This window comes from Mycolicibacterium thermoresistibile (assembly GCF_900187065.1).
Lineage (GTDB): Bacteria > Actinomycetota > Actinomycetes > Mycobacteriales > Mycobacteriaceae > Mycobacterium > Mycobacterium thermoresistibile.
The window spans coordinates 136,866-163,244 of record NZ_LT906483.1 but is presented as its reverse complement, the minus strand read 5'-3'; the positions used below and the strand labels follow the sequence as shown (position 1 = coordinate 163,244).

General features: G+C 68.4%; 27 protein-coding genes and 1 pseudogene. 8 read left to right on the top strand and 20 right to left on the bottom strand.

What is annotated here, in order from left to right; all coding sequences use genetic code 11:
• Positions 1 to 10: 10 nt before the first annotated feature.
• The 7 genes from CKW28_RS00755 to fadD5 all read right to left on the bottom strand — a co-directional run bounded on the left by CKW28_RS00755 (position 11) and on the right by fadD5 (position 8,996).
• Positions 11 to 1,639, bottom strand: coding sequence for a virulence factor Mce family protein (locus CKW28_RS00755; RefSeq protein WP_003924546.1), 1,629 nt, complete (start codon positions 1,637 to 1,639; stop codon positions 11 to 13).
• Positions 1,639 to 3,228 (bottom strand): virulence factor Mce family protein, encoded by a 1,590-nt coding sequence (locus tag CKW28_RS00750; protein ID WP_040546249.1) that lies wholly within the window; start codon positions 3,226 to 3,228, stop codon positions 1,639 to 1,641. Before CKW28_RS00750 ends, CKW28_RS00755 begins: the two co-directional genes overlap by 1 nt.
• On the bottom strand, positions 3,225 to 4,256 hold the full coding sequence (locus CKW28_RS00745; protein WP_003924548.1) for a virulence factor Mce family protein: 1,032 nt from the start codon (positions 4,254 to 4,256) through the stop codon (positions 3,225 to 3,227). Before CKW28_RS00745 ends, CKW28_RS00750 begins: the two co-directional genes overlap by 4 nt.
• Complete coding sequence (locus CKW28_RS00740) at positions 4,253 to 5,464, bottom strand: MCE family protein (RefSeq protein WP_003924549.1); 1,212 nt, start codon at positions 5,462 to 5,464, stop codon at positions 4,253 to 4,255. The genes CKW28_RS00745 and CKW28_RS00740 overlap by 4 nt, the downstream gene beginning before the upstream one ends.
• A 4-nt stretch (positions 5,465 to 5,468) precedes the next feature.
• Positions 5,469 to 6,344 carry an ABC transporter permease gene (locus tag CKW28_RS00735; protein ID WP_003924550.1) on the bottom strand — a complete coding sequence of 292 codons (876 nt, stop codon included), beginning with the start codon at positions 6,342 to 6,344 and terminating at the stop codon, positions 5,469 to 5,471.
• 1 nt (position 6,345) lies between these two features.
• Positions 6,346 to 7,143 carry an MlaE family ABC transporter permease gene (locus tag CKW28_RS00730; RefSeq protein WP_003924551.1) on the bottom strand — a complete coding sequence of 266 codons (798 nt, stop codon included), beginning with the start codon at positions 7,141 to 7,143 and terminating at the stop codon, positions 6,346 to 6,348.
• A 218-nt stretch (positions 7,144 to 7,361) separates the two neighbouring features.
• Positions 7,362 to 8,996 (bottom strand): fatty-acid--CoA ligase FadD5, encoded by a 1,635-nt coding sequence (gene fadD5 / locus CKW28_RS00725; protein WP_040546250.1) that lies wholly within the window; start codon positions 8,994 to 8,996, stop codon positions 7,362 to 7,364.
• A 133-nt stretch (positions 8,997 to 9,129) separates the two neighbouring features.
• Between fadD5 and CKW28_RS00720 the strand changes: the two genes are divergently transcribed.
• Positions 9,130 to 9,825, top strand: coding sequence for a GntR family transcriptional regulator (locus CKW28_RS00720; protein ID WP_003924553.1), 696 nt, complete (start codon positions 9,130 to 9,132; stop codon positions 9,823 to 9,825).
• Positions 9,826 to 9,897: 72 nt separating this feature from the next.
• Here the strand turns inward: CKW28_RS00720 and CKW28_RS00715 are convergent, their stop codons facing one another.
• Both CKW28_RS00715 and CKW28_RS00710 read right to left on the bottom strand, forming a co-directional pair.
• Positions 9,898 to 10,338, bottom strand: a complete 441-nt coding sequence (locus CKW28_RS00715) for an SRPBCC family protein (RefSeq protein WP_003924554.1) — start codon at positions 10,336 to 10,338, stop codon at positions 9,898 to 9,900.
• Positions 10,339 to 10,371: 33 nt separating this feature from the next.
• Positions 10,372 to 10,809, bottom strand: a complete 438-nt coding sequence (locus CKW28_RS00710) for an acyl-CoA thioesterase (protein WP_003924555.1) — start codon at positions 10,807 to 10,809, stop codon at positions 10,372 to 10,374.
• Between the two features lie 29 nt (positions 10,810 to 10,838).
• On the opposite strand from CKW28_RS00710, the pseudogene CKW28_RS00705 reads away from it, so the two are divergent.
• Positions 10,839 to 11,950 (top strand): annotated as a pseudogene (locus CKW28_RS00705) (alcohol dehydrogenase catalytic domain-containing protein).
• Here CKW28_RS00705 and CKW28_RS00700 read toward each other — a convergent pair.
• Positions 11,934 to 12,608 carry a TetR/AcrR family transcriptional regulator gene (locus CKW28_RS00700; protein WP_040546252.1) on the bottom strand — a complete coding sequence of 225 codons (675 nt, stop codon included), beginning with the start codon at positions 12,606 to 12,608 and terminating at the stop codon, positions 11,934 to 11,936. The pseudogene CKW28_RS00705 and the gene CKW28_RS00700 sit on opposite strands and share 17 nt — an antisense overlap.
• A 179-nt stretch (positions 12,609 to 12,787) precedes the next feature.
• Here CKW28_RS00700 and CKW28_RS24005 point away from each other — a divergent pair, with 179 nt between their 5' ends.
• A complete protein-coding gene (locus CKW28_RS24005) occupies positions 12,788 to 12,916 on the top strand; it encodes a hypothetical protein (RefSeq protein WP_003924557.1) in 129 nt (42 codons plus the stop codon).
• 30 nt (positions 12,917 to 12,946) lie between these two features.
• Here the strand turns inward: CKW28_RS24005 and CKW28_RS00690 are convergent, their stop codons facing one another.
• The gene (locus tag CKW28_RS00690) at positions 12,947 to 13,609 is read right to left on the bottom strand and encodes an Rv1363c family protein (protein WP_003924558.1); all 663 of its coding nucleotides are present in this window, start codon (positions 13,607 to 13,609) and stop codon (positions 12,947 to 12,949) included.
• A 304-nt stretch (positions 13,610 to 13,913) separates the two neighbouring features.
• On the opposite strand from CKW28_RS00690, the gene CKW28_RS00685 reads away from it, so the two are divergent.
• Positions 13,914 to 15,128 carry a TetR/AcrR family transcriptional regulator gene (locus CKW28_RS00685; protein ID WP_003924559.1) on the top strand — a complete coding sequence of 405 codons (1,215 nt, stop codon included), beginning with the start codon at positions 13,914 to 13,916 and terminating at the stop codon, positions 15,126 to 15,128.
• Between the two features lie 70 nt (positions 15,129 to 15,198).
• Here the strand turns inward: CKW28_RS00685 and CKW28_RS00680 are convergent, their stop codons facing one another.
• From CKW28_RS00680 to CKW28_RS00670, 3 genes are read right to left on the bottom strand one after another with little or no spacing between them, the layout of a single operon-like run.
• Positions 15,199 to 16,623: an NAD(P)(+) transhydrogenase (Re/Si-specific) subunit beta gene (locus CKW28_RS00680; RefSeq protein WP_003924560.1), complete on the bottom strand. Its 1,425-nt coding sequence runs from the start codon at positions 16,621 to 16,623 to the stop codon at positions 15,199 to 15,201.
• Positions 16,620 to 16,943 (bottom strand): NAD(P) transhydrogenase subunit alpha part 2, encoded by a 324-nt coding sequence (locus CKW28_RS00675; protein WP_003924561.1) that lies wholly within the window; start codon positions 16,941 to 16,943, stop codon positions 16,620 to 16,622. Before CKW28_RS00675 ends, CKW28_RS00680 begins: the two co-directional genes overlap by 4 nt.
• Entirely contained in the window at positions 16,943 to 18,082 is a 1,140-nt protein-coding gene (locus CKW28_RS00670; protein WP_234784974.1) for a Re/Si-specific NAD(P)(+) transhydrogenase subunit alpha, read from the bottom strand. Before CKW28_RS00670 ends, CKW28_RS00675 begins: the two co-directional genes overlap by 1 nt.
• 95 nt (positions 18,083 to 18,177) lie before the next feature.
• Between CKW28_RS00670 and CKW28_RS00665 the strand changes: the two genes are divergently transcribed.
• Complete coding sequence (locus CKW28_RS00665; protein ID WP_003924563.1) at positions 18,178 to 19,317, top strand: acyl-CoA dehydrogenase family protein; 1,140 nt, start codon at positions 18,178 to 18,180, stop codon at positions 19,315 to 19,317.
• An 18-nt stretch (positions 19,318 to 19,335) separates the two neighbouring features.
• Here the strand turns inward: CKW28_RS00665 and CKW28_RS00660 are convergent, their stop codons facing one another.
• The 4 genes from CKW28_RS00660 to cynS form a co-directional block, all read right to left on the bottom strand.
• A complete protein-coding gene (locus tag CKW28_RS00660; RefSeq protein ID WP_040546253.1) occupies positions 19,336 to 19,830 on the bottom strand; it encodes a hypothetical protein in 495 nt (164 codons plus the stop codon).
• A gap of 123 nt (positions 19,831 to 19,953) precedes the next feature.
• Positions 19,954 to 20,490: an alkyl hydroperoxide reductase AhpD gene (gene ahpD / locus CKW28_RS00655; RefSeq protein ID WP_003924566.1), complete on the bottom strand. Its 537-nt coding sequence runs from the start codon at positions 20,488 to 20,490 to the stop codon at positions 19,954 to 19,956.
• A gap of 3 nt (positions 20,491 to 20,493) precedes the next feature.
• A complete protein-coding gene (locus CKW28_RS00650; protein WP_003924567.1) occupies positions 20,494 to 21,081 on the bottom strand; it encodes a peroxiredoxin in 588 nt (195 codons plus the stop codon).
• A gap of 186 nt (positions 21,082 to 21,267) precedes the next feature.
• Complete coding sequence (gene cynS, locus CKW28_RS00645) at positions 21,268 to 21,738, bottom strand: cyanase (RefSeq protein WP_061252263.1); 471 nt, start codon at positions 21,736 to 21,738, stop codon at positions 21,268 to 21,270.
• 122 nt (positions 21,739 to 21,860) lie between these two features.
• Between cynS and CKW28_RS00640 the strand changes: the two genes are divergently transcribed.
• The 3 genes from CKW28_RS00640 to CKW28_RS00630 all read left to right on the top strand — a co-directional run bounded on the left by CKW28_RS00640 (position 21,861) and on the right by CKW28_RS00630 (position 24,898).
• Entirely contained in the window at positions 21,861 to 23,105 is a 1,245-nt protein-coding gene (locus tag CKW28_RS00640; protein ID WP_040546254.1) for an acyl-CoA dehydrogenase family protein, read from the top strand.
• Entirely contained in the window at positions 23,102 to 23,896 is a 795-nt protein-coding gene (locus CKW28_RS00635; protein WP_040546255.1) for a tyrosine-protein phosphatase, read from the top strand. The genes CKW28_RS00640 and CKW28_RS00635 overlap by 4 nt, the downstream gene beginning before the upstream one ends.
• Before the next feature lie 96 nt (positions 23,897 to 23,992).
• Positions 23,993 to 24,898, top strand: coding sequence for a type IV toxin-antitoxin system AbiEi family antitoxin (locus CKW28_RS00630; RefSeq protein WP_003924571.1), 906 nt, complete (start codon positions 23,993 to 23,995; stop codon positions 24,896 to 24,898).
• Here the strand turns inward: CKW28_RS00630 and CKW28_RS00625 are convergent.
• Both CKW28_RS00625 and CKW28_RS00620 read right to left on the bottom strand, forming a co-directional pair.
• Entirely contained in the window at positions 24,895 to 25,377 is a 483-nt protein-coding gene (locus CKW28_RS00625; RefSeq protein WP_003924572.1) for a DUF456 domain-containing protein, read from the bottom strand. The genes CKW28_RS00630 and CKW28_RS00625 overlap by 4 nt on opposite strands.
• A gap of 32 nt (positions 25,378 to 25,409) precedes the next feature.
• A complete protein-coding gene (locus CKW28_RS00620) occupies positions 25,410 to 26,378 on the bottom strand; it encodes an NADPH:quinone oxidoreductase family protein (protein ID WP_003924573.1) in 969 nt (322 codons plus the stop codon).
• Position 26,379: the final 1 nt, after the last annotated feature.

The following is a 26,379-nucleotide window of genomic DNA, read 5'->3' as shown; positions in this document are numbered from 1 at the left end:
CGCACACTCATCACCCCGCTCCCGCCTCAGCCGGCAGCGCTGCCGGCGCAGGACCGGCCGGTGCCGGGGCAGGCCCCGGCGCCATCGCCCCCAACGGATCACCGGGAATCACCCCGGGCGCCGGCGCCGGCGGCGGTCCCGGCTGCGGATACCACGGCGGCGGCAGCGGATTGCGCTCGTCGAACGCGTTCGGCGGCCCGGGCAGGTTGCCGTCCCGGGTGGTGCCGAACGCCGGCGGCGCGGGCGGGTTCACCGGGTCGGGCCCGCCCAGCAGCGCCGCGAGCGAATCCGGGGTGAGCATGTTCGCGGTGGCCGGCTGCACCTGGATGCCCTGCATGCCGGGCGCCACGATCCAGCCGGGCTCGTGGTTCCCGTGCGAGAACAGGGTGTCGCGGGACCAGATGCCGGGCACCGTGGTGTCCTTGTAGCCCGGCGGCGGCTGCAGCCGCGGCTCGGAATAGGCCACCTGCTTCGGCAGCACCGACGCGGTGGTGATCTGGTTGAACCCGAACGGCGGGAAGTTGAACTTGATCGCGTCGAGGATCGGCGCCAGATACTCCGCGCACAGTTCGGCGGATTCCTGATAACCCAGCCGGCTTCCGGCCTGGATCGCACTGCAGATGAACTGCAGCGGGTTGGCGAAGTTGGTGACCACCGGAAGGCTCACGATCCCACCGCTGTTCGGCGACGAGATGTTCATGATGTTGGCGCCCATGGTCGGGAAGACGTGCAACGCCGTCTCCAGACCGTCCAGCGGTTCCGGCTGCAGGATCGCGTTGGTCACCTCGGCCAGGTTGTTGATGTCGTAGGTGAGCACCTCGGCGTTCTCGTCGAGGAACTGCCGGGTGGTGGTCAGCAGCTCGTCGAGGTCGCGCACCGCGTTCGCCAGCTCCTGATCGGTGTTGGCGAACGACGTGGTGAACTGCGCCAGATCGCGGTTGAGCGCGACGAACTGCTGATCGCTGCGATGCAGCGCGTTGACGAACAACGCCAGGCTCTTGACCACGCCGAAGAAGTCGCCCCGGCCCTCGTTGAGGGCGGTCAGCGCCTCGGACAGGCTGGTCAGGGTCTGGTTGATCTGTTGGCCCTTGCCGGCCAGGCCGTCGGCGAACGAGTCGACCACGTCGCCGAACGGACCCATCGGCTGCTCGTCGGTGGGACCGAGATCGGTGAGGATGCGGTCGATCGAGTTCCGCAGCTCATCCCACTCGACGGGCACCTGGGTGCGCTCGATCGGGATCACCCCGCCGTCGGGGAACGTGTCCCCGCCGGTGTAGGGCGGCGACAGCTGGATGCTGCGCGACGCCACCAGACTCGGGTTCAGGATCGAGGCGCTGACATCGGACGGCAGCTTGTACTTCGAGTCGTAGTGGAAGGTCACCTTCATCTTGTCGCCGGCCGGTTCGATCGTGTCGATGTTGCCGACGTGGACCCCCATGATCTGCACCTTGTCGCCCGGGTACAGCGCCAGGGTCTGCTCGAAGTAGGCGACCGCGGTGTTGGTGGTGATCCGCTTGTACAGCTGGTAGCCGACGACCGCCGCGACCAGCGCCAGCGCCACCACCAGCGCGCCCAGGATCACCGCGGTCCGGGAAAGCCTCGGCAACCGCAGGTTTCGCACATTGAAGATCGTCGACATCAGTAGAACGTCCCCTCTTGCGCACCGGGCGGGAGGAATGGCGGGTTACCGGGTAGCGGCGCCCGATCCACCGGGGGCAGTTGCTGACCGGGACCCGGTGGCGGCGGCCCGGAATCCGGCGGGACCGGCGGCGCGATCGCCGGGGTGAAGTCAGCCGGCGGCCCGGGCGGCGGGCCCACCGGAACGGTGCGGGCGCCCGGCGGTCCGGGTGCCACCCCCGGCCCCGGCGCCCCGGGAACGTTGGGCGACACCTGACCGGGAACCGCGGCCGCGGGCAGACCGGGCGACGGCTGGGCGTCCGGATTGTGCGGCTCACCAACCACGTTCGGCGGCGCGTAGTTCGGGCCGTACGGGTTGTCGCCGAACGGTCCGACTCCGGCGTCGGCGCACGGCAGCGGATCACCCGGCCGCGGCGCGGCGTTGGCCGCCGGGGTGTACGAGCACGGATGCCCGGGCGGCACGGCCGGACCCGGATGCTCCGGGGTGCCCTCGATCGGCCTCGGCGCCGCCGGCGGCGCACCGTTGGCGTGCCGCTCGGCGTTCGGGTCGGGCCACTGGAATTCCGGCAGACCCGCACCGCGCCAGAAGTTCTCCGGATCGATGCCGCGTTCCTTGAAGGCGGCATCGACGAACGGCTGCAGAATCTGGTACGGCACCAGGTTGACCAGCATCACCTTGAAGTACGGGCCCGAAGCCAGGCCCTCGGCCAGCGACGCGGTGAACTTGCTCAACGAGGACAGCACGTCGACCAGGTCGTAACGGCGTTCCACCAGGATGTCGCTGACCTGCCGGAGCTGTTCGAGCACGGTGTTGAGGTTCGGATTGTCGTCGATGAACCCGCGAACCTGCGTGGACACCTGCGAAATCCGTTGCAGCAGCAGGTCGACGGCCTGGGTGCGTTCGTTGATCGCGCCGAGCAGCGTCTGGGCGTTGACCAGCAGCGCGTTGATCTGGCCGCCCCGGTCGCCGAGCACCTCGGCGATCTTGTTGGCGTTGGCCAGCAGCTGGGTGATCTGCTCGTCGCGCTTGCCGATGGTGTCGGAGAACCGGGCCACCCCGTCCAGCGCCGCGCTGAGGTGCGGATAGGTCTGGTCGATGGTCTCCGACAACACATTCAGCGATTCCCGCACCGTGCGGGTGTCCCACTCGGTGGCCGCCTTGGTGACGTCGAAGAACGCGTCGTAGATCTGGTACGGCGTGGTGGTCTGCCCGATCGGCAGCACCCCGTTGGTGCGCAGCGGTTCGGTGCCGCGTGGTTCGATCTCCATGTTCTTGCGGCCCAGGATGGTGTCGGTGCGGATCGACGCCCGGCTGTCCGTACCGATCTGCACCCCGCCCAGCGTGAAGCCGATGCGCACCTTGTCGCCGTTGATGGTCGCCGACCGCACCAGGCCGACGTCCACCCCGGCGATGCGGACCTTGTCACCGGCCTTGATGCCGCCGGTGTCATAGAACTGCGCGTAGTAGGTGGGCGTGGCGAACAGCATCGGCACACTGGCGAAGCTCTGCCCGACACCGATGACGAGCAGCAGGATGATGATGCCCTTCAGGCCGTTGCGGAGCCGGTCCGACTCTTCCAAAGTCCTCATTGCGGTGTGCACCTACCCGAGGGCTGCGTGGTGATCTTCACCGTGCGGACCGGGCCGCCCGGCTGCAGACCATTGAGTTTCAACGAGATGTCACAGGCATAGAAGTTGAAGAAGTCTCCGTACACACCTCCGGCACGCCCGATCGTCTTCAGCGCCGTCGGCAGCTGCACCAGGATGTTGTTGAGTTCGGCGCTCTGTTCCACCAGCGGCCCCTGCACGGCCTCCAGATGATCGATGCTGTTGTCCAGCAGCGGCCGGTTCTGGGCCAGCACATCGGCGAGGGTGCCGGCGGCGTTGGAGATGTTGGCGGTCGACTCCGCGATGGGATCGGCCCGGTTGCGCAACCCGGTGATCAGCACCTCGAAGTTGTGGATGGTCTCATCGAACTCCTTCTGGTGGCGCACCGTGGTTTCCAGCACCGTGTTGAGGTTGCGGATCACTTCACCGATGGCCTGGTCCCGGTCGGCCAGCGTCGCCGTCAACTGCGCGGTCTGGTCGAGGATGTCGTTGATGGTCCCGCCCTGCCCCTGGAACACCGTGATGATCGACTGGGCGATGGTGTTGACCTTCTCGGCGTCCAGCGCCCGGAACAGCGGCCGGAACCCGCCGACCAGCGCGTCGAGGTCCAGCGCGGGCTGGGTGCGTTCCAGCGGGATCTCACCGCCCGCGGGCAGCCGCTCATTGCTGTTGCCACGCTTGAGTTCCAGATAGCGGTCACCGATCAGGTTGAGGTAGCGGATGGTCGCGGTGGTGTCCTGGAACAGCGGCAGCGACCGGTCCACGTTGAAGTCCACGCGGACCCGCTGCCCACCGTCGATCAGCTCGACCTTGGAGACCTTGCCGACCTCCACCCCGGCGGCCCGGACGAACTGTCCGGCCCGCAACCCGCTGGCGCTGGAGAAGACCGCGGTGTACCCGGTGGTCCGGTCAAACCGCACCTGCCCGAACACCACGACGATCAGCGCAGTGAACACCAGCAGCACCACTGAGAAGGCGCCGAGTTTGATCGCAGTACCGGTGATTTTCATGGGTTGATCGTGTACTCCCCGATCTGGCGGCCCCAGACGTATTCGATGGCGAACGGCTTTCCGAGCTCGATGTGGTTGTACGGCGCGAGGGAAGCCCCGGTGTCCATCACCAGATACGGTGCCGGCCACAGGTCGCGGGTGATCGGCTGCCAGCAGCCCGGCCGTCCACCCGGCCCACCGGTGGCGTTCACCCGCGGCAGGTTGTCCGGATACACATAGGGGTTACCGGGACCCACCAGGAACGCGTGCTGGCGCAGCGAGTAGCCGTTGCCGCCCAGGCTGGCCGCGACCTTCGGCGCCACGTCGTGGTAGTTGCGGATCATGCAGAACAGCGCCGGACTGTGGTAGTCGAGGATCTCGGTCACGGTGACCAGATCCTCGGAGCCACGCACCAGATACGGACCGCCGCGTTCGAACACCTCGCCCGCGGTGTTGCCGAATCCGATGGACGCCAACAGCGTCTGGTCGAGGTTGCCGCGTTCCTGGTACAGGGTCTGCGCGGTGGTGACGGCGTTCTCCAGCCCGTCGAACAGATCCGGAGCGGCCGCGGCGTACACGGCGTTCAGATCCGCCAACCGCTGCACGTCGTAGCGGATCTGCGGCATCTGCGGGTTCAGGTCGTCGAGGATCGCGTTGCCGTCGATGATCGACTCACCGAACCGGTCACCGAGCCCGTCGAGCGCCTGCGCCGTCGCCGTCAACGTCTGATTCAGCTTGATCGGGTCGACCTGCCGGGCGATGTCGACCACGGTCTGGAACAGCGTGTTGAACTCGGTGGTCACCTTCGTCACGTCGATGGTGGCCGCCGAGGTGATCGGCGTCAGCGACGGATCCGGCGGGGAGGCGAAAGCCACGTACTTGTTGCCGAAGACCGTGCTGGCCTTGATCTCCACGTCCGCGTTCGACGGGATCAGGTCGACGTACTTCGGGTCGACGTCGAGGACGATGTTCGCCCGGGTGCGGTCGTCGGAGGTGTCGGCGTGGATCTGGGCCACCCGGCCGATCTCCACGCCGTTGAACGTCACCTTCGAACCGGGGTCCATCACCAGACCGGCCCGGTCGGCGAGCAGGGTCAACTGGGTGCGCGGCGTGAACGCGCCGCGGAACTGCATCCACACCAACGTCACGACGAGCGCGACGACCAACAACAGCACCACCCCGACGATCTTGTAGGGCGGTGTCCTGGGTGCGTTCAGAGGTGCCGTCATCAGATCACACCGTCAAGTTGAAGTTCGGGTCGGTGCCGTACAGCGCCAACGAGGCCAACAGGACCACGAGCACGATCGCGACGAGGGACGCCCGCATCGACCGGCCCACCGCCTCGCCGACGCCCACCGGGCCGCCGCTGGCGTAGTAGCCGTAGTAGCAGTGGTTCAGCATCACGATCACCGAGATGATGATCGCCTGCACGAACGACCACATCACGTCGTCGGGGCGCAGGAAGGTCCGGAAGTAGTGGTCGTAGGTGCCGACCGACTGGCCGTAGAAGAATGTCGTAGTCACCTGCGCGGACAGGAAACTCATGATGATCGCCATCGCGTACAGCGGGATGATGACGATGAAGCCGGCGATGATCCGGGTCGACACCAGATACGAGATCGACCGGATAGCCATGACTTCCAGCGCGTCGACCTCCTCGCTGATCCGCATGGCGCCCAGCTCGGCGGTGGCGCCGGCGCCCACGGTGGCCGCCAGGGCCTGACCGGCCACGACCGGCGCCGCGATGCGCACGTTGACCAGCGCCGCGAAGAAGCCGGTGAACGCCTCGACGCCGATGTTGCCCAGCGAGGCGAAACCCTGGATGGCGATCAGCGAGCCGCCGGAGAGGGTGACGAACCCGACGATGGCGACGGTGCCGCCGACGACGGCCATCGCCCCTGTGCCCATACCGATCTCGGCGACCAGCCGCAGCAGCTCACGCCGGTAATGCCGAAGGGCGTGGCCGATCATCCCGACCGCCTGCACCACGAACCAGGCGACGTGGCCGACCGAGTTCAGCCCGCGGGCCGGTGCGCCGACCCAACGCTGACCGGTCGAATAGGCGCGCGGGAACCGCTGGCGGAGAACAGTACCGGTTTCTACCGTCATATCAGCGCCCCGTTCCGAACCGAACACCGATGGTGGTGAGGATGACGTTGACGGCGAACAGCGCGATGACGCAGAGCACCAGCGTCTCGTTCACCGCCGTGCCCACGCCCTTGGCGCCGCCGGACACCGTCAGCCCGCGGTAACAGCCGACCAGGCCGGCGATCAACCCGAACGTGGTGGCCTTGACGATCGAGATGACCACCTCGGGCAGGCCGGTGACCAACGTCAGCGTGGACAGATAGGCACCGGCCGACACGTTCTGGACGTACACGCCGAACACAAAGCCGCCGACCAGGCCGATGGTGATCACCGCGCCGTTGAGCAGCAGAGCCACGAACGTGGAGGCGACCACGCGGGGGACGACCAGCCGGTGGATCGGGTCGATGCCGAGCACCTCGAGCGCGTCGATCTCCTCGCGGATGGTGCGCGCGCCGAGGTCCGCACAGATTGCTGTGGAGCCCGCGCCGGCCACCACCAGCACCGTGACCAGCGGGCCCAGCTGGGTGACCGCACCGAGCGCCGCGCCCGCCCCGGACACGTCGGCCGCGCCGAACTCCGCCAGCAGGATGTTCAGCGTGAAGATGATGAGCACGGTGAGCGGGATGGACACCGCGATGGTGGGCAGGAACGACACCCGGAACAGGAACCAGGCCTGCAGGATGAACTCGCGCCACTGGAACGGGGGTTTGAACAGTGCTTTGCCGGTGAGCACCGTCATGCGGACGAAGCCGCCGACCGACTCCAGTACCGGCTTGGCCTGACCACGGACGTAGCCGACCAGCCCGTCGGTGGTCGTCACCGGCTGCCTCCTGCCCCGGAGCCGCGATCTGCGTGGCGCATCGGCATCCCCTGTCGCACGCCTCCTCCTTGGTCCAGCCCGTTATTCGTGACTTCCGCTTTCTTACTGGTGGGTAGTAAGTGGGACCACAGGACTGTACCCGATGAGATGGCGGCGGCACACGGCATCCGGCGGATTGTGTTTCGAACCGTTAGCAAACCCGTCACCCTCAGCTGCCTCTACGAGCTCCCTGCTGATGTGGTTGCCCCAGAAGAGCTTTGCTCCTTTTCAGCGGATGGGCCGGCCGCGAAGCGGGCCCGCAGTTCGGTCTTGAGGACTTTGCCGGCAGGGTTTCGAGGCAAAGCATCGACGATCTCCAGCACCTTCGGATGCTTGTAGCGGGCCAGGCGGTCGGCGAGGAACTCCTCCAACTCGGCCATCGTGAGCTCGGCGTCGGGGTTCAGCGCGACCACCGCGACCGGGACCTCACCCCACTTCTCGTGGGGCCGACCGACGACCGCGACCTCGGCGACAGCCGGATGGGCGGCGAGCACGTTCTCGACCTCGGCGCAGTAGATGTTCTCGCCGCCGGAGATGATCATGTCCTTCTTGCGGTCGACCACCCAGATGTAGCCCTCCTCGTCCTGCCGGACCAGGTCGCCGGAGTGGAACCACCCGCCGGCGAACGCCTCCGCGGTCGCCTGTGGATTGTTCCAGTAACCGGCCATCAGTGTGGGTGCGCGGTAGACGATCTCACCGACCTCGCCGACGGGCACGTCGTTCATGGTGTCGTCGACGATGCGGGCGGCCACCGTCGGGATGACCTTGCCGACCGAGCCGAGTTTGCGAACGGCGTCCTCCGCCAACAACATGCAGGTGACCGGCGACATCTCGGTCTGACCGAACGCGGCGAAGATCTTGGTGCCCGGGAACACCTCGGTCATCTCCTGCAGCAGGGTGTCCGACGCCGGGGCCGCGCCCCACGACAGCGCGCGCAACCTCAGGTCGCGGGGCCGGGCGCGTTGCTCGGCGCACACCGCCTGCCACTGGGCCGGGACCAGGAAGATGCCGGTGACCTTCTCCGCCTCCAGCACGTCGAGCAGACCGCCCGGATCGAACGCGCCGAGCGGGTAGAGCACCGTCGGCAAGCCGAGGGTCAGCCCGCTGAGCACGTTGCCGGCGATCCCGGCGATGTGGAAGAGCGGCACCCCGATGAACCCGACGTCGTTGGCGAGGTCGACGCCGATGGTGAACAGGTTGGTCATCGCCTGTCCGGTGAGGTTGGAGTGGGTCAGCACCGCGCCCTTGGGGTTGCCGGTGGTGCCCGACGTGTACATGATCAGCGCCGGCGAATCGTCGGGGATGTCGACCGGCGGCGGGTCCTCTCCCGGTTCGGCGATCAGCGCCTCGTAGTCGAGCACGTCCGGGGTGTCGGAGCCGTCCGCGGCACCGGCCACGATCACCGAGCTCAGGCTCGGGGCGAGGTCACGCACCGCGGTGGCCACCCCGGCGAGGACCGGCTCGGTGGCGATGACCTTGGCCTCGCAGTCCTTGGCCAGGAAGGCGATCTCGGGCGGGGTCATCCGGAAGTTCACCGGGACGGCGATGGCGCCGAGCCGGTTGGCGGCCAGCATGGTCTCGATGAACTCGGTGCGGTTGAGCATCAGGATCAGCACCCGGTCGCCGAACTCGACACCGCGCCGCCGCAGCGCGCCGGCCAGCCGGTTCACCCGGTGGTGCAGGTCGGCCCAGGTAGTGGTCTGGCCCATGAACCGCAGCGCGGTCGCGTCGGGTTGCATCAGGGCGTGCCGGGCCAGGTGGTTGACCCAGTTCTGGCGCCTGGCGAGGTAGGGCTGCTGCAACGTCTCAGTCAATGGATCGGGCTCCCCGGGTGGTGCTTGCGTGATGTTTATATTTGATCAAACATGGTGTAGCCACGGTCACACTATGGCCTGGGCCGCGCGGGAACAAGCCCACTGTCGATCACCGAAGGACTGCGCCTCGGCCATGAACGCACCGATCACCTCCCGTCTCGGCCCGAACGGCGGTGGGCGCCGCCGCGATCAGCTGTCCGACGAGGTCGCGGCGCAGCTGCGGGCCGAGATCATGTCCGGCGCACTGCGGCCGGGCACCTACATCCGGCTGGACGAGACCGCGGCCCGGCTGGGCGTCAGCATCACCCCGATCCGGGAGGCGCTGCGCACGCTGCGCGGCGAGGGGATGGTGCAGCTGGAACCGCACCGCGGGCATGTCGTCGCACCGCTGACCCGCGGCGACATCGAGGACATCTTCTGGCTGCAGGCCACCATCGCGCGGAAGTTGACCGCCGCCGCGGTGGACCGCATCACCGACGCCGAACTCGACGAGCTGACCGCGCTGAACGAGGCGCTGGCGGCGGCGGTCGACCGCGGGGTGGTCGGCGAGGTGGCCGCCGCGATGTCGGCGTTCCACCGCGTGCTCCACCGCACCACCGGGCGCATCAAGCTCGCGTGGTTCCTCTACCACGTGGCCCGCTACATGCCGCCGCAGATCTACGCCACCGATCAGCAGTGGGGCACCGCGACGGTGGCGCGGCACCGCGAGCTGATCGCGGCGCTGCGCCGGCGCGACACCGAGACGGCCACGCGGGTGACCGTCGACCTGTTCACCGACTCGGCGCAGCGGCTGATCGCCCAACTCGAGAAGGTCGGCATCTGGACCTGACATCCGGGATTCACCCGTGGGCCGCCTCGCCGGGATGCTGTGCCCGTCAACCGCCGCGACGCCGGACGGGGTTCAGGACGCCAGCTGTTCGGCGCGGGTCTTGAGGTTGTCCGCCAGATAGTCGAGCGTGTCGCCGGCCAGCTTCTTCACCATCGACTTCGGGACCGGCATCTTGGTCTCCACGTCGAGGTCGACGGTCAACAACGACGAGTTCGGCCCCATCGCGACCACCGAGAACGTCTGCTCCTGCTTCTCGAAGTGGTCACCCTGCTGCAGCATCGTGAAGATCTGGTTCGGGGCCGGGTAGTACACGGCGGTGATGAACGTGCCGGACTGACCCTGCACGACGACGTCGAGGCGCAGCTGACTGGGCCGGCCGTCGTTGTAACGCGCGAGCACCCAGCAGCCCTTGATCTCCTGATTCCACAACGGATAGGACTCGAAGTCGGCGACGATGGCCATGATCCTGTCGGCCGGCGCCGCCACCTCCACGGTCTTGCTCACGGTTGGCATCAGCCGAGCATATCGACCGACCGCCCGGCCGATTCAGCGCGCCGTTTCCAGCAGCTCCCGGATCGCGTCGGGGATCGGCACCGGGCGGCGGGAGGACCGGTCGACATACACGTGCACCCAATGCCCCACCGCAGCCACCGGCGCGGTCCCGTCCCCGGTGAACAGCGCCAGCCGGTACGTCACGCTGCTGTTGCCCAGGCGGGTCACCTTCAGACCGACCACCAGCGGGTCGGGGAACCTCAGCTCGGCGTAATACCGGCAACCCGACTCCGCGACCACCCCGAGCCACGGGGCGGCCAGCGGGTCGATGCCGACGGTGGTGTTGATCCAGGCATTGATCGCGGTGTCGAACAACGCGTAATACGCGGCGTTGTTGAGGTGCCCGAAGATGTCGTTGTCGGCCCACCGGGTCTGCACCGGCCAGTGCACCTTGAAATCCCGCCCGGTCAACGTCCGCTCATCGCTGGTCATGGCTGCAGTCTCGCAGGCATGCTGAGGTCATGACCACCATCCGGGGTGCGGTGCTCGACCAGATCGGATTGCCGCGCCCCTACCGCGAATCCGCCCCCCTCACCATCGAGGACCTCGAGCTGTCCGCACCCGGGCCCGGCGAACTGCTGGTGCGGATGGAGGCAGCCGGGCTGTGCCACTCCGACCTGTCGGTCGTCGACGGCAACCGGGTCCGCCCGGTGCCGATGCTGCTCGGCCACGAAGCCGCCGGCGTCGTCGAACAACTCGGCCCGGGCGCTCCGACCTGCGCCCCGGCCGGCGGGTGGTGATGACCTTCCTGCCGCGCTGCGGGCACTGCCCGGCGTGTGCCACCGACGGCCTCACCCCGTGCGAACCGGGCAGCGCCGCCAACACCGCCGGCACCCTGTTGAGCGGCGCCATCCGGCTCACCCGCGACGGGCAACCGGTGCACCACCACCTCGGGATCTCCGGCTTCGCCAGCCACGCCGTGGTGGACCGCCGCTCGGTGGTGCCGGTGGACTCCGATGTGCCGCCGTCCGTCGCGGCGCTGCTCGGCTGTGCGGTGCTCACCGGCGGCGGGGCGGTGCTCAACGTCGGCCGGCCGCGACCCGGACAACGGGTGATCGTGGTCGGCCTCGGCGGTGTCGGACTGGCGGCGGTGCTGACCGCGCTGGCCCACCCCGACGTCCGGGTCGTCGGGGTCGATCAGCGCACCGACAAACTGCACACCGCCCGCACGCTGGGCGCACATGAGGCCTACACCCCGGACCAGGCCGTCGACGCGAACCTGAAGGCCCAGGTGGTGATCGAGGCGGCCGGACATCCCGACGCGCTGGCGACGGCGATCCAGCTGACCGCGCCCGGCGGCCGGACGATCACCGTCGGGCTGCCCCCGCCCGACGCCCGGCTCACCGTGTCCCCGTTGGGACTGGTCGCCGAAGGGCGGTCGCTGATCGGCAGCTACCTCGGGTCGGCGGTCCCGGCCCGCGACATCCCGCGGTTCGTCGACCTGTGGCGCTCGGGCCGGCTACCGGTGGAGCAACTGGTCTCGTCGACGATCACGCTCGACGAACTCAACGAGGGCCTGGACCGGCTCGCCGACGGCGCCGCGGTGCGTCAGCTCATCACCCTGCCGGGTTAGCCGGTTCGGCTTCGGACTCGCCGGTGCCGTGCGGGAAATCGGCGCGGATCTTCTCGTCGCGGATCAACCCGCGCAGCAGCGCGGTGCTGAACTCCTCGGCGATCTCCTCGGCGGTGCGCCGGCCGTCCGGACGCAGCCACCGATAGGACCCGAGCGTCATCCCGATGTAGCCCAGCGCCAGCACATGTGAGTCGCACTCGTAGAACTCACCCGAGGCGATGCCGCGGTCGATCACATCCCGCACGTGCTCGTACACCTTGGCCTCCGATTCGCGGATGTAGGCCACCTGCTCCTCGGTGAACCACTCGGTGATGTACGGCGCCTCCTGGAAGTACACCGCGGCCCGTTCGATGTCACCGGCGATGCCGACCAGCAACCGGCGGGTGAACTCATAGATCATCTCCCGCGCGGACGCGTTCGGATCATCGTGCAGCGCCGCGACGGTGGAGTCGGCGGCGCGCCGGTAGATGTCGTAGAGAATCAGCGACTTGCTGGCGTAATAGTGGTACACCGTCGCCTTGTTCAGACCGATCGCGTCCGCGACGTCGTCCATCCGGGTGCCGTGATAACCGCGGGCGGCGAAGAGCCTGGTGGCCACGGCCAGCAGCTCCTCGCGCCGGGTCATCCCGTTGGGCGAAGATGTGCGATCGGTAGACATGGGCAACTCACTATCGGCTGTTCCGAAACGGCCCCGGGTGAACCGGGCCCCTCACATGGTCGAACACTGGGTGTCAAACAACTGGTTGGATAGTTTAGATGGGCATGCTCATCCGGTCCCGCCGCCCGCGCCGATGACGCTAGACTTCCCGCAGAGGCTCGTCGCTACAGGAGGTTGTGATGGATCCGAACCCGGACTACGACGCCAGTGACGAGATCGAGTACTTCTTCAACTGGTTCGCCTGGGGGCTGCGCGGCATCTCCGGCCCCGGCGGCGGCTATCCCCCGCCCGCCTATCCACCGGTCTGATCCGCGATCTGATCCACTTCCACCGGCTGCTCACGGCAGTGCGACCTTCGAGGCCCGCCACGTGCCGTCGACGTGCCGCATCGTCATCTTCACCCGGCTGCGGTCGATGCGCGGCTCGGGCACGTGCGCGTTGGACACCGTCTGGTCGATGAACAGCAGCACGACCACCTCATCCTCGCCGGCCGACTGGACCGCCGACTCCAGCACCACGCCCCGCGCCGAGGCCTTGTTGTCGATCAGCAGCTGACGCAGCTGTGCGCTCGACGCGGAGTACATGTCCCTGAACTCCCCGGTCGCGCCGTCGAGCACCTGCGCGAAGTTCTCGTCGACCTTGTCGGCGTCGATGCTGGTCAGGATCCTGGCGTATTCGACGGCCGCCTGCCGGGCTTCGTCGGCCGCCCGGTCCAGCTGCCGCTGCTGCCACACCTGCCAACCGAGAAATCCGCACAGGCCCAGCAGCACCACGAACACCGCGGTGACCGCCCCGACCCGCAGCCACCCGGCCCGCCGGCTGCGCGCCGCCGGGCCGGGCTCCCCGGGCTCCCCGGTCTTCTCGGTCTCTCCCGTCTCCCCGGTCTCCCCGGTCTCCCCGGCCTCCTCGGCGGATGTCTCCGTGACCACCTGCTCCGAGCTCTCCGGCTCCGGGGTCTCGTCGCGGTCGGTTCGGTCGCGGTCTTCGTCGGTCAGGGTCACGTTCGTCTCCTAGCGGCGTGTTCACCGTCGTGGCTCAACGCGACAGTAGGTGTACATGACCGGCTCTGGGTAGTGGATACCCGGTAATCCCGGCATCCGGACCTCCCGCGGGCGGTATCCGCGTTCACATATTCGCGCACCCGATTCACGTCGTCTCCCCATGGACTGAGGGCCTGAAGTCGCTGTAGCCCAACGACTTAGAGCCCATTGAGGACAGAACGCCGGGTGTGGCGCCCGGTGCCGGCGGTCAGGACATCGCTGCCTCGCTCGCCTTGAGTGGCCCGCGGGCGCTAGCGTACGTGCCATGTCCGCCGCCGGTTCCGACGCACACCGCAATGGGCGGCACCGCCCGAAGAACCGCAAGGCGTTGATCGCCCGGGCCTCCGCAGACGCGTTCGGCGCACAGGGGTACCACGCGGTCAGCATGGAGGAGATCGCCGCCCGGGTGGGTATCTCCCCTGCCGCGCTGTACCGGCACTCCCAGGGCAAGTACGACCTCTTCCGGGACTCGGTGCTGGGCCTGGGTCAGCTGCTGGTGGACGCCACCGACTTCGGCGACGACGTCGACCCGGCCGAGGACCCGCACGGGTTGCTCGCCGCGCTGGTCGACGCGCTGATCAACGTCACGATCGCCAACCGCACCGCCGGCGGCCTGTACCGGTGGGAGGGCCGCTACCTGCGCGAGCCCGACCGGGACATCCTGGAACGTCAGATCCAGCTGGTGAACCGGCGGCTGCAGCGGCCGCTGCGGGTGATGCGGCCCGAGCTGGGGTCACGGCAGCGGTGGACGCTGACCGCGTCGGCGTTGAGCGCGATCGGCAGCATCGCCGACCACTCCGCACCGCTGTCGGTGCCGGGCATCCGCTCGTTTCTGGCCTCGGTGGTCGAAGACCTGTTGGCCGCCGATCTGCCGACACCCCGTCGCCGCCGGGCGCCGGACCCCCCGCCACCCCGGGTGACCCTGGCGGCCGGCATCTACGAATGCGTGCTGCACGAGTCGATCCAGATGTTCCACGAACGCGGGTTCCGCGACACCGGGATGGACGACATCGCCGCCGCGGTCGGGGTGCCGACCACCGGGATCTACCGCTACTTCCCGGGCAAGGCCGACATCCTGGCCGCCTCGCTGCGGCGCGCGGTGGACCGCACCTCCCAGGATCTGGCGCGCATCACCGCCGCCACCGCGGATCCGCACACCGCGCTGACTCAGCTGGTCCGGGCCTACCTCGACCAGTTCCGGGAACGGCCGGCACTGGCCTATGTGCAGCACACCGAACGGCGCAACCTGCCGGAGAGCGAAGCGCGGGTGGTGGAACGCATCGAGCAGTCGCTGGTGGACTCCTGGGCGCGGCTGGTCACCGAGCAGCGGCCAGAGCTCACCGTGGCCACCGCCCGCTACGCGGTCTACTGCGCGTTCGCTCTCGTCACCGACCTCGGCCGGCTGACCGACTCGCACGCCAGCCCGTCCGCCCAGGCCGCCGTCCAGCACCTGATGGAAGTGGTCCTGCTCGGCGGTTAGCGATTTCGGCGTGCAGACGGTCGCTCAGCGAACGTCCGCACGCCGAAATCGCCAGACGACGGAACCGGGGCTAGAGGGCCTTGAGCTCCTCGATGACCTCGGTGACCGACTTCTTCGCATCGCCGAACAGCATGGTGGTGCCCTCGGCGTAGAACAGCGGGTTGTCGATACCGGCGAATCCGGAACTCATCGACCGCTTGAGCACGATCACCGACTTGGACTGATCCACGTTGAGGATCGGCATGCCGTGGATCGGCGAGCTCGGATCGTTGCGGGCCGCGGGGTTGGTGACGTCGTTGGCGCCGATGACGACCGTGACATCGGTACGAGCGAACTCGTCGTTGATCTCGTCCATGTCCTTCATGGCGTCGTAGTCGACCTCGGCCTCGGCCAGCAGCACGTTCATGTGCCCGGGCATCCGGCCGGCCACCGGGTGGATACCGAACTTCACCGGCACACCGCGGCTTTCCAGCAGCGTGGACAGATCCTTGACCGCGTGCTGGGCCTGGGCGACCGCCAGCCCGTAACCGGGCACGATGATCACCTGGTTGGCGTAGGCCATCTGGATCGCCGCGTCGGCCGCCGAGGTGGACTTCACCACCTTCTCGCCGGAGTCACCGTCACCGCCGACCCCACCGCCGCCGCCGAACCCGCCGGCCACGATCGCCGGGATGGACCGGTTCATCGCCTTGGCCATCAGATTGGTCAGGATCGAACCCGAGGCGCCGACGAGCATGCCGGCCACGATCATCGCCTGGTTGTTCAGCGCCATACCCGCTGCCGCAGCCGACAATCCGGTCAACGCGTTCAGCATCGAGATGACCACCGGCATGTCCGCGCCGCCGATCGGCAGCACCACCATCAGGCCGAGCACCCCGGCGAGGACGAGCACCGCGATCATCCACCACAGCGACGCACCACCGGTGCCCGGATGGGCGTCCAGACCGATCACCACACACGCGGCGACGGAGCCGATCAGCAGCAGGATGTTGAAGGGCTGCTGGACCTTTCCGAAGCCGATCGGCCGGCCGGGCAGGATCTCCTGCAGCTTGCCGAACGCGATCAGCGAGCCCCAGAACGAGATCGAGCCGATGATCGCCGCGAACAGTGATCCGACCACGATGTGCACGGTCGGCTCCTCACCGTGCTTGAACGCCGAGAAGCCCTCGGTGTCCATGAATTCGGCGAGCGCGATCAACGCGACCGTGCCACCGCCGACACCGTTGAACAGCGCCACCAGCTGCGGCATCGCGGTCATCTTGGTCATCCGCGCCGGCGGCACGCCGAGCACGACACCGATCAGCAACCCGGCGATGATCAACGGCCAGTTGTCGGTGTCGCGGATCAGAATCAGCGTGGCGATGATCGCCACCGCCATACCGGCGGCCGCGATCCAGTTCCCGCGCACCGCGGTCTTCGGCCCGGTCAAACCCATCAGGCCGTAGATGAACATCGCGAACGAGACGATGTAGAGGATCGACACGACGTAGTTCATCGGGCCGACTCCTCAGCCTCGACCGCAACGGGCTTGCGGGTCTTGAACATCCCCAACATCCGGTCGGTGACCACGAAGCCGCCGACCACGTTGAGCGTGCCGAACACCACCGCGACGAACAGGATGATCTGCATCGCCAGCGACGGATTCTCGACCTTGCCGAGCACCACCAGCGCGCCGAGCACCACAATGCCGTGAATCGCGTTGGTGCCGCTCATCAACGGGGTGTGCAAGGTGTTGGGCACCTTGGAGATCACGGCGAAGCCGACGAACCCGGACAACACCAGGATCGCCAGGTTGGCGAGTAATTCGTCGTACATCAGGCATCCTTCCCGCGGGTCACACAGGCCTCGGCCACCACTTCGTCGGTGAAGTCCGGGGCCAGCGCGCCGTCGGTGATCAGCAGATCCAGCAGCGCGGTGATGTTCTTGGAGTAGAGCTCGCTGGCGTGTTCGGGCATGGTCGCCGGCAGGTTCAGCGGCGACGCGATCGTCACCCCGTGCTTGACGACGGTCTGCCCGGGTTCGGTCAGCTCGCAGTTGCCGCCGGTCTCACCGGCCAGGTCGACGACCACGCTGCCGGGCTTCATCCCCCGCACCGCGTCGGCGGTCACCAGCCGCGGCGCCGGGCGGCCCGGCACCAGCGCGGTGGTGATCACCACGTCGAAGCCCTTGATGGCCTCCTCGAGCGCCCGTTGCTGTTGGGCGCGTTCCTCTTCGGTCAGCTCCCGGGCGTAGCCGCCCTCACCGGCCGCCTCGATGCCCAGATCCAGCCACTGCGCGCCCACCGAACGGACCTGATCGGCCACCTCGGGGCGCACGTCGTAGCCGGTTGTCCGGGCGCCGAGCCGCTTGGCGGTGGCCAGCGCCTGTAGGCCCGCCACCCCGACACCGAGCACCAGCACGCTGGCCGGCTTCACGGTGCCGGCGGCGGTGGTCAGCATCGGGAAGAACCTGGTCAGCTCCATCGCCCCGAGCAGCACCGCCTTGTAACCGGCCACGTTGGCCTGCGACGACAACGCGTCCATCACCTGGGCCCGCGAGATCCGCGGAATCGCCTCCAGGGCGAACGCCTGTACCCCGGCGGACTTCAGCGCCTCGATCTGGTTGTCGGCGTTGCGCGGCGCGAGGAACCCGATCAGCGTCTGCCCGCTGCGCAGCCGCTTGACCTCCTCGGCGGTCGGTGGTGCGACCTTGACCACCACATCGGCGGCCCACGCATCGCCGATCGTCGCACCGGCCTCGGTGTACAGCGCATCGGGCAACAACGCCCGCTCGCCCGCACCGGACTCGACGACCACGCTCAGTCCGCTCTTCACCAGCGTCGCCACCGCTTTGGGCACCAACGCCACCCGCCGCTCGTCGGCGTTGGACTCGGCGACGACACCGATCGTCGCCCCGCGCCGCTGAGCTGCGGATTCCTGCCCTGGACGCGCAGCGCCCGGTTCAGTTCCTGTCATGAATTGACCCGCTTCTTTCCCGGTGTCCGCAGATGTGGTTCATTCATCCTGCGGTATGCATTGTGCCGACACCTTAGTAGGAAGGTATTCACCCCATGGCCGTGGACCGTCTGCTGCCCTCACAGGAGGCGGCTGAGCTTATCGAACTCACCCGGGAGATCGCCGACAAGGTCCTCGACCCGATCGTGGATCGGCACGAGAAGGACGAGACCTATCCGGAGGGGGTGTTCGAGCAACTCGGCGCCGCCGGTCTGCTGAGTTTGCCACAGCCCGAGGAATGGGGTGGCGGGGGTCAGCCGTACGAGGTCTACCTGCAGGTTCTGGAGGAGATCGCGGCTCGGTGGGCGTCCGTCGCGGTCGCCGTGAGCGTGCACAGCCTGTCGTCCCACCCGCTGCTGGTGTTCGGCACCGAGGAGCAGAAGAAGCGCTGGCTGCCGGGCATGCTGTCCGGTGAGCAGATCGGCGCCTACAGCCTGTCCGAGCCGCAGGCCGGGTCGGACGCGGCGGCGTTGCGGTGTGCGGCGACGCCGACGGACGGCGGCTATGTGATCAATGGCTCAAAATCGTGGATCACCCACGGCGGCAAGGCCGACTTCTATACCCTCTTCGCCCGCACCGGAGAGGGCTCGCGCGGGGTGTCCTGTTTCCTGGTGCCCGCCGATCAGCCCGGGCTGAGTTTCGGCAAACCCGAGGAGAAGATGGGTCTGCACGCGGTGCCCACCACCTCGGCCTTCTACGACAACGCCCGCATCGACGCCGACCGGCGCATCGGTGAGGAGGGGCAAGGTCTGCAGATCGCGTTCAGCGCACTGGATTCCGGCCGGCTCGGCATCGCCGCGGTGGCCACCGGGTTGGCCCAGGCCGCGCTGGATGAGGCGGTCGCGTACGCCAACGAACGAACCGCCTTCGGCCGCAAGATCATCGACCACCAAGGACTGGGTTTCCTGTTGGCCGACATGGCCGCCGCGGTGGCCACCGCCCGCGCCACCTATCTGGACGCCGCCCGCCGCCGCGACCAGGGCCGGCCGTACTCGCAACAGGCCAGCATCGCGAAGCTGACCGCGACCGATGCCGCGATGAAGGTCACCACCGATGCGGTGCAGGTGTTCGGCGGGGTCGGCTACACCCGCGACTACCGGGTGGAGCGCTACATGCGGGAAGCCAAGATCATGCAGATCTTCGAGGGCACGAACCAGATTCAGCGGCTGGTCATCGCCCGCGGCCTCACCCGATAACCGCTCGGAAACCGGTTTTCAGAACCGGGAGATCACGTCGGAGGTGTAGTACTCCATCGGCACCAGCGAATGCGGTGCCGGCCGGCTGATCTCGACCCACAGCCCGGTGCTGTCCGGCATGCGGTCACCGGTCAGCCGCAGCTGTCCGCCGCCGGCGTAATCGGTGTGCAGCACACCGGTGGTGACACCGGGATCACCCGGATTGCACGGTGCTGCCGCCGACCGCGGCGTCTGGATGAGCTTCACCTGGTAGGCGGTGTTGCGGTCCGCGGTCGCCATGGTGATGTCAGCGGTCACCGTCGAGCCGGTGGCGTTCACGATGGCGTACGCGGTGGCGGTGCCGGACGGAGCGAAGTAGCTGCGTACCTGGTGATCGCAGTTGCGCTGGATCGGCGACAACGGTACCCGGCCGTCGCCGGGCGCGGCCGTCGCCGCCCCGATCCCCACAGCCGGAAGTGCCGACATCATCACGGCCGTCGCCGCCACCGCTGCACCGCGCTTCAGTCCTCGCATGGCTAAGAGGTTAAACCGCCGTACCCGGCCGGACGGCTGCAATGGGCGAACCCGGGCCCGAACGCGAACCGCCGGGCATCCCGTGCTGGGATGCCCGGCGGCGTGCGTACTTCTCGTCGGCGGCTACTTGGTGTCCGCGAGGACCTCGGCGGTCTGCAGTGCCTGGGCGACGCCGGAGATGATCGACGCCAACCGGATCGCCTCGAAGATCGTCGTGCGATCCACACCGGCGTCGCGCAACGTCTTCTCATGGGCGGTCAGGCAGTACCCGCAGCCGTTGATCGCCGACACCGCCAGCGACCACAGCTCGAAATCCTCCTTGGGCACACCGGGATTGCCGATGATGTTCATCCGCAGCCCGGCCCGCAGGTCGTCGTAGGCGCCGTCCAGCTGGCCCCGGGAGCGGTAGAACACATTGTTCATCCCCATGATGGCGGCCGCGCCGAGTGCGGCGTTGTAGGCCTCCTCGCTGAGGATGTCCAGCGCGTCCTCGGCAATCTCACGCAGCAACCGGTCGGACTTCGTCGCCGCCGCGGTCGCCACCAGCGCACCCCAGAGCTGCTGCTCGGACAGCTCGGTACTCCGGGTGATGCTGCCCAGGTTGAGCTTCAGGTCCTTCGCATACTCGGGTAGCGCTTCCCTGATGGTGTCAACACTCACGCGCTACACCGCCTTGGTGAGCTCTTCGGCGACGTTGATGGTCGGGTCGCCCTTCTTCCAGTTGCACGCGCACAGCTCGTCGGACTGCAGCGCGTCGAGCACCCGCAGCACCTCGTCGACGTTGCGGCCCACCGAGCCGGCGGTCACCGACACGAACTGGATCTCGTTGTTCGGGTCGACGATGAAGGTCGCACGGTCGGCGACACCCTCGTCGTTGAGCACACCGGTGGCCTCCGACAGCTCACGCTTGAGGTCCGACGCCATCGGGAACGGCAGCGTCTTGAGGTCCTCGTGCTGGGCACGCCACTGGAAGTGCACGAACTCGTTGTCCACCGAAACGCCGATAACCTTGGCGTCGCGATCCTCGAACTCGTCGTTCAGCTTGCCGAAGGCGGCGATCTCGGTCGGGCACACGAAGGTGAAGTCCTTCGGCCAGAAGAAGATGATCCGCCACTTGCCCGGGTGATCGTTGCTAGTCACACGGGTGAAGTAGTCATCCGGCTGCTTCGCGTCGACCTTGGAGAGGTCACCACCGATCACGGCCGTCAGGTCGTAAGCGGGGAACTGATCGCCGATCGTCAGCAACGCCATGTGTCACACCGTCCTTTTTGTTGTTTGGAATCATTCCAGAGTTTGGCTTCTTCCATGATGCGTCGAACCCCGGGGGTTAACAAGCGGTTCCGCAGTGATGATGACCACAGTGTGGCCAAATGCCGGGAGCTCCACAGGCTTTCAGAAATGTGATGCACGCCACGTTTCGCGGCTTGCGGTGCGCAGCTACCGGGCTCCCGGCTCCTCCTCGGAGGCGGTCCAGTCGTACGGCAGATACTTGCCGTCCAGCGTGACGACCACCCGGTCCCCGTCCGGATGGGGTTTCTTCTGCACGTCCACGCTGAAGTTGATCGCGCTCATGATGCCGTCGCCGAACTGCTCGTGGATGACCTCCTTGATCGCCGGCCCGTACACCTGCAGCACCTCGTAGAACCGGTAGATCGTCGGATCGGTCGGAACCGCGGACGGCAGCCCGCCGCGCATCGGCACCGAGCCCAGCAGCGCGACCGCGTCGTCGCCCAGGCCGAGCATGTCGACGAGCACGCGCGCCTTGTCGGCGGGGATCGGGTGTTGCCCGAGCAGCGCCGCCGTGGTCCACACCACGGGCCTGTCGATCGCGTCGGCGAGCTGCTGCCAGGTCAGCCCCTTGGCGAGGCGGGCGGCGATGATCTCGGCGGTGAGTTGTTCTCTGGTCATGCCCTCCAGCATGCCCAACCACCGCGACCGCACGCCGGACTTCGCCGCCGGATGCGGGGCCGTACCCGGGTTAGCCTGACCAGGCTCTTAAGCGTTTTCGCCGATGTCATATCGTGACGGTCATGGACTTCGCGTTGTCGGCTAAAGCTCAGGATTATTGCGAACGTTTGACCGAGTTCATGACGGAGTTCGTGTTCCCGGCCGAACCCGAGTACGACCGATACCGCGAGGAAAAGGGCCCCAACGACTTCACGGTGCCGCCCATCGTGGAGGAGCTGAAGGTCAAGGCCAGGGAACGGGGGCTGTGGAACCTCTTCCTGCCGCCGGTCTCCGGGCTGACCAACCTGGAGTACGCGGCGCTGGCCGAGATCTCCGGCTGGAGCACCGTGATCGCCCCCGAGGCGATCAACTGCGCCGCCCCCGACACCGGCAACATGGAGACCCTGCACCTGTTCGCCAACGAGCAGCAGCGCAAGCAGTGGCTGGAACCGCTGCTCAACGGGGAGATCCGCAGCGCATTCGCGATGACCGAGCCGGCCGTCGCCTCCAGCGACGCCCGCAACATCGAGACCACCATGCTGCGCGACGGCGACCACTACGTCATCAACGGTCGCAAGTGGTGGATCACCGGCGCCGCCGACCCGCGCTGCAAGATCCTCATCGTCATGGGCCGCACCAATCCGGATGCGGCGAGCCATCAGCAGCAGTCGATGATCCTGGTGCCGGCCGACACCCCCGGCGTGGACATCAGGCGGTCACTGCCGGTGTTCGGCTGGCAGGACCAGCACGGCCACTGCGAGATCGTGTTCGACAACGTCCGGGTGCCGGTCGAGAACCTGCTCGGTGAGGAGGGCGCCGGCTTCGCGATCGCCCAGGCCCGGCTGGGTCCGGGCCGCATCCACCACTGCATGCGCGCCCTGGGCGCCGCCGAACGCGCCCTGGCGCTGATGGTCGACCGGGTGCAGAAACGTGTCGCGTTCGGTAAGCCGCTGGCCGAGCAGGGTGTGGTGCGCGAGGCGATCGCGAAGTCCCGCAATGAGATCGACCAGGCCAGGATGCTGTGCCACAAGGCCGCCTGGACCATCGACCAGCTCGGCAACAAGCACAAGGAAGCGCAGGTGCAGGTGGCGCAGATCAAGGCCGTCGCACCCACGGTGGCGTGCAACGTGATCGACCGGGCCATCCAGGTGCACGGCGGCGCCGGGGTGTCCGACGACTTCCCGCTGGCCCGGCTGTACGCGTGGCACCGGGCGATGCGGCTGTTCGACGGGCCGGACGAGGTGCACATGCGCACCATCGCCCGCGCCGAGCTGGGTAAGGAGAAGTCGCCGCTGGCCGCGGCCGCGATCAAGGTGAGCAGCTCCTGAGCACCGACCCGCTGCCCGGGGCGTGGAACTTCCGGGACACAGCCGAGGAGACCGGAATCCGGCCGGGACGGTTCTTCCGGTCCAGTGAACTGAGCCATCTCGAGGAGACGGGCCGGCGGATCCTGCGCAGCCTCGGCGTCACCGACATCGCCGATCTGCGCTCCCCCACCGAGGTGCAGCGGCGAGGGCCGGCCAGGGTGCCGGACGACGTCGTCATCCACCAGCTGCCGTTCCCGGACCAGTCGTCGGTCGACGGGGAGGCGCCGCACGAGTCGGCGTTCCGGAGGATGATGTCCGAACAGCCCGCGGACGGGGACGTCTCCGCGGCCGCCCGGCGGTACATGACGTCGGCGTACAAGGAGTTCCCCACCCTGCGCGGGGCGCGGCGGGCGGTGCAGCAGGTGGTGAGTCTGCTGATCGACGGCCGGCCGGTGATCGCGCACTGCTTCGCGGGGAAGGACCGCACCGGGTTCACCGTGGCCACCGTGCTGGCGGCGGCCGGGGTGGACAGGGACGCGGTGATGGCCGACTACCTGCGCAGCAACGATGCCGTGCCGCAGCTGCGGGGCCGCATCCTGAGCTGGATCCGCGACCGGTACGCCGACACCCCCGAGCTGGAGACGCTGGCCGAGGCCCGGTTGACCGATGCGGTGCTCGGGGTGGAAGAGGATTACCTGGCCATCTCGTGGCGGACCATCGACGAGGAGTTCGGCTCGCTGTCGAACTTCCTGTCCGCCGCCGATGTCAGCGCCGACGACGTCGCCAGACTGCGCGACGTCCTGCTCGGCTGATGTCCGCGTTGCGTAACGCTGTGGCGGTTTGAGGGGCGTTTTTCCGCCACAGCGTTACACAAATCGGCTGTCGGACCGCCGCGGCACACTTCCGTCATGGCGGCACCGTTCTCCGAGCCCTTCCTCGGCAGCGAGGCGCTGACGTCCGGCGCCCTCACCCGCCACCAGTTGCGGACGCGGTACCGCGCGATCCACCGCGACGTGTACATCGCGAACGACGCCGAACTCGACGCTGTGCTGCGGGCCAAGGCGTGCTGGTTGCGGTCGCGGGGTCACGGCGTGCTCGCGGGTTTCTCGGCGTCGGCACTGCACGGCGCCAAGTACGTCGACCCCCGCCGGCCCGCCACCGTCATCGACACCAACCGGCGCCGCACCCCCGGCATCCTCACCTGGGGGCACACCCTCGACGAGGACGAGATCTGCGAGATCGACGGGATGCGGCTGACCACGCCCGCCCGTACCGCCGTCGACCTGGCCTGCCGGTATCCGGTCGGCACCTCCGTCGCCGCGATCGACGCGCTCGCCCGGGCGGCCCGGCTCAAAGTGGCCGACATCGAGGCCGCGGCGCAGCGCCACCCGGGTCGCCACGGCCTGCGCCGGGCGCGGGAGGCGATCGCGCTGGTCGACCCCGGCGCCGAGTCTCCGCGGGAGACCGCGCTGCGGTTGCTCATCGTCCGGGCCGGTTATCCCCCGCCGGAGACGCAGCTGCCGATCCACAACGAGTTCGGTGTCCTCATCGGCGTGGTGGACATGGGGTGGCGGGACCGGAGGATCGCCGTCGAGTACGAGGGCCGGCACCATTTCACCAGCCGCCGCGCGATCAACCGGGACATCCGCCGTCACGATGACATGCTCGAGATGGGCTGGACCGTCCTGCGGGTGACCGCGGCCGACACCGACGGCGGTTTCCTGCGCCGGCTGGAGACGGCGTGGTCCCGCCCCGCCGAACACAGCCCCGCCCAACACAGCCCCGCCCAACGCAGCCCCGCCCAACGCAGCTAGGTCACGAACAGCCCGGCCACCCACACCGCGGTGGCGAGCAGCGCCGCCGCCAGTTCCAGCCCCACCGACAGCGCGACGCCCTTGATCGCGTGCACGGTGGCCGACCAGGCCGCCCGGGCGTCGCCGCGGCGGCCCAACTCGGCGAGGTAGACGCCGCCGACGAAGCCGAGCACCAGGCCCAGCACCGGGATCACGAAGAACCCGATGATGCCCACCACCGCGCCGACCACCAGGGTCGAGGTGCTGACGTCGGCGCGGCGCATCCGCCGCATCGGCCACAGATACTTGATCAGCTGACCGGCCCCCAGCAGCGCGGTGACGACACCGAACGTCACCCACGCCGCGGGTGAGGCCTCGACGAACGCCCACACCCCGATCGCCGCGAAGATCAGCAGGGTGCCGGGCAGGATCGGCACCACGATGCCCACGATCCCGACGGCCACGGCCAGGGCGACCAGGATGACGCCGCCGGTGCTCATGGCTCGACTCTAGCCGCGGCGGCGGGCCGCCCTCACGGCTCGAGGACGGCCTTGCCGAGCACCTCCCCGGCGGCCAGCGCCTCGAACGCGGCCCGGCCCTCCGACAGCGGGAACCGCACCGGCGGCGGCGGGCGCAGCCCGCCCTCCACCAGATGCCGCAGCCCGGACCCGAACAACTGTTGGGCGCCCGGATTGCGGGCGACGAACTCGCCGTAGCCGACCCCGATCACGCCGACGTTGCGCAGCAGCAGCCGGTTCACCTTGACGGTCGGGATGCCCTGCCCGGCGGCGAAGCCCAGCACCAGCAGCCTGCCCTCGGTGGCCAGCACCCGGATCGCGTCGTCGAACACGTCACCGCCGACCGGGTCGACCACCACGTCGACGCCGCGCCCGTCGGTGGCGTCGCGCACGGCCTGCGGCCAGCCCTCGGTGAGCGGCAGCACCACGTCGGGCCCCAGGGACTCCACGTACTCGGTCCCCCGGGCGCGCCGCACCATCGCGATCACCCGGGCGCCCATCGCCTTGGCGATCTGGATCGCCGCGGTTCCGACACCGCCGGCCGAACCGAACACCAGCACCGTCTCGCCCGGCCGCAGCGCCGCGCGGCGGGCCAGCGCGAAGTACATGGTGTAGTAGTTGCCCAGCAGCGCGGCGGCCGAGGCGTCGTCGATGCCGTCGGCGGTCGGGATGACGTTCTGCGGCGCGACGGCGACCCGTTCGGCGAAGCCGCCCATCATGGAGAACGCCGACACCCGTTGTCCGGGCCGGAATCCGGAACCCTGCGGCGCCGACCGGACCTCGCCGGCGATCTCCATCCCGGGGATGAACGGCGGGTCCAGCCTGAGCTGGTACTCGCCGCGGATCAGCAACAGGTCAGGAAAGGACAGCCCGGCCGCCCGGACGTCGATGACGACGACGTCGTCGTTCTCCGACGGGTCCTCCCAATCGGTGTAGACCAGACCGGACGGGCCGGACAGCTCCTGCGCGACAAGCGCCTTCACC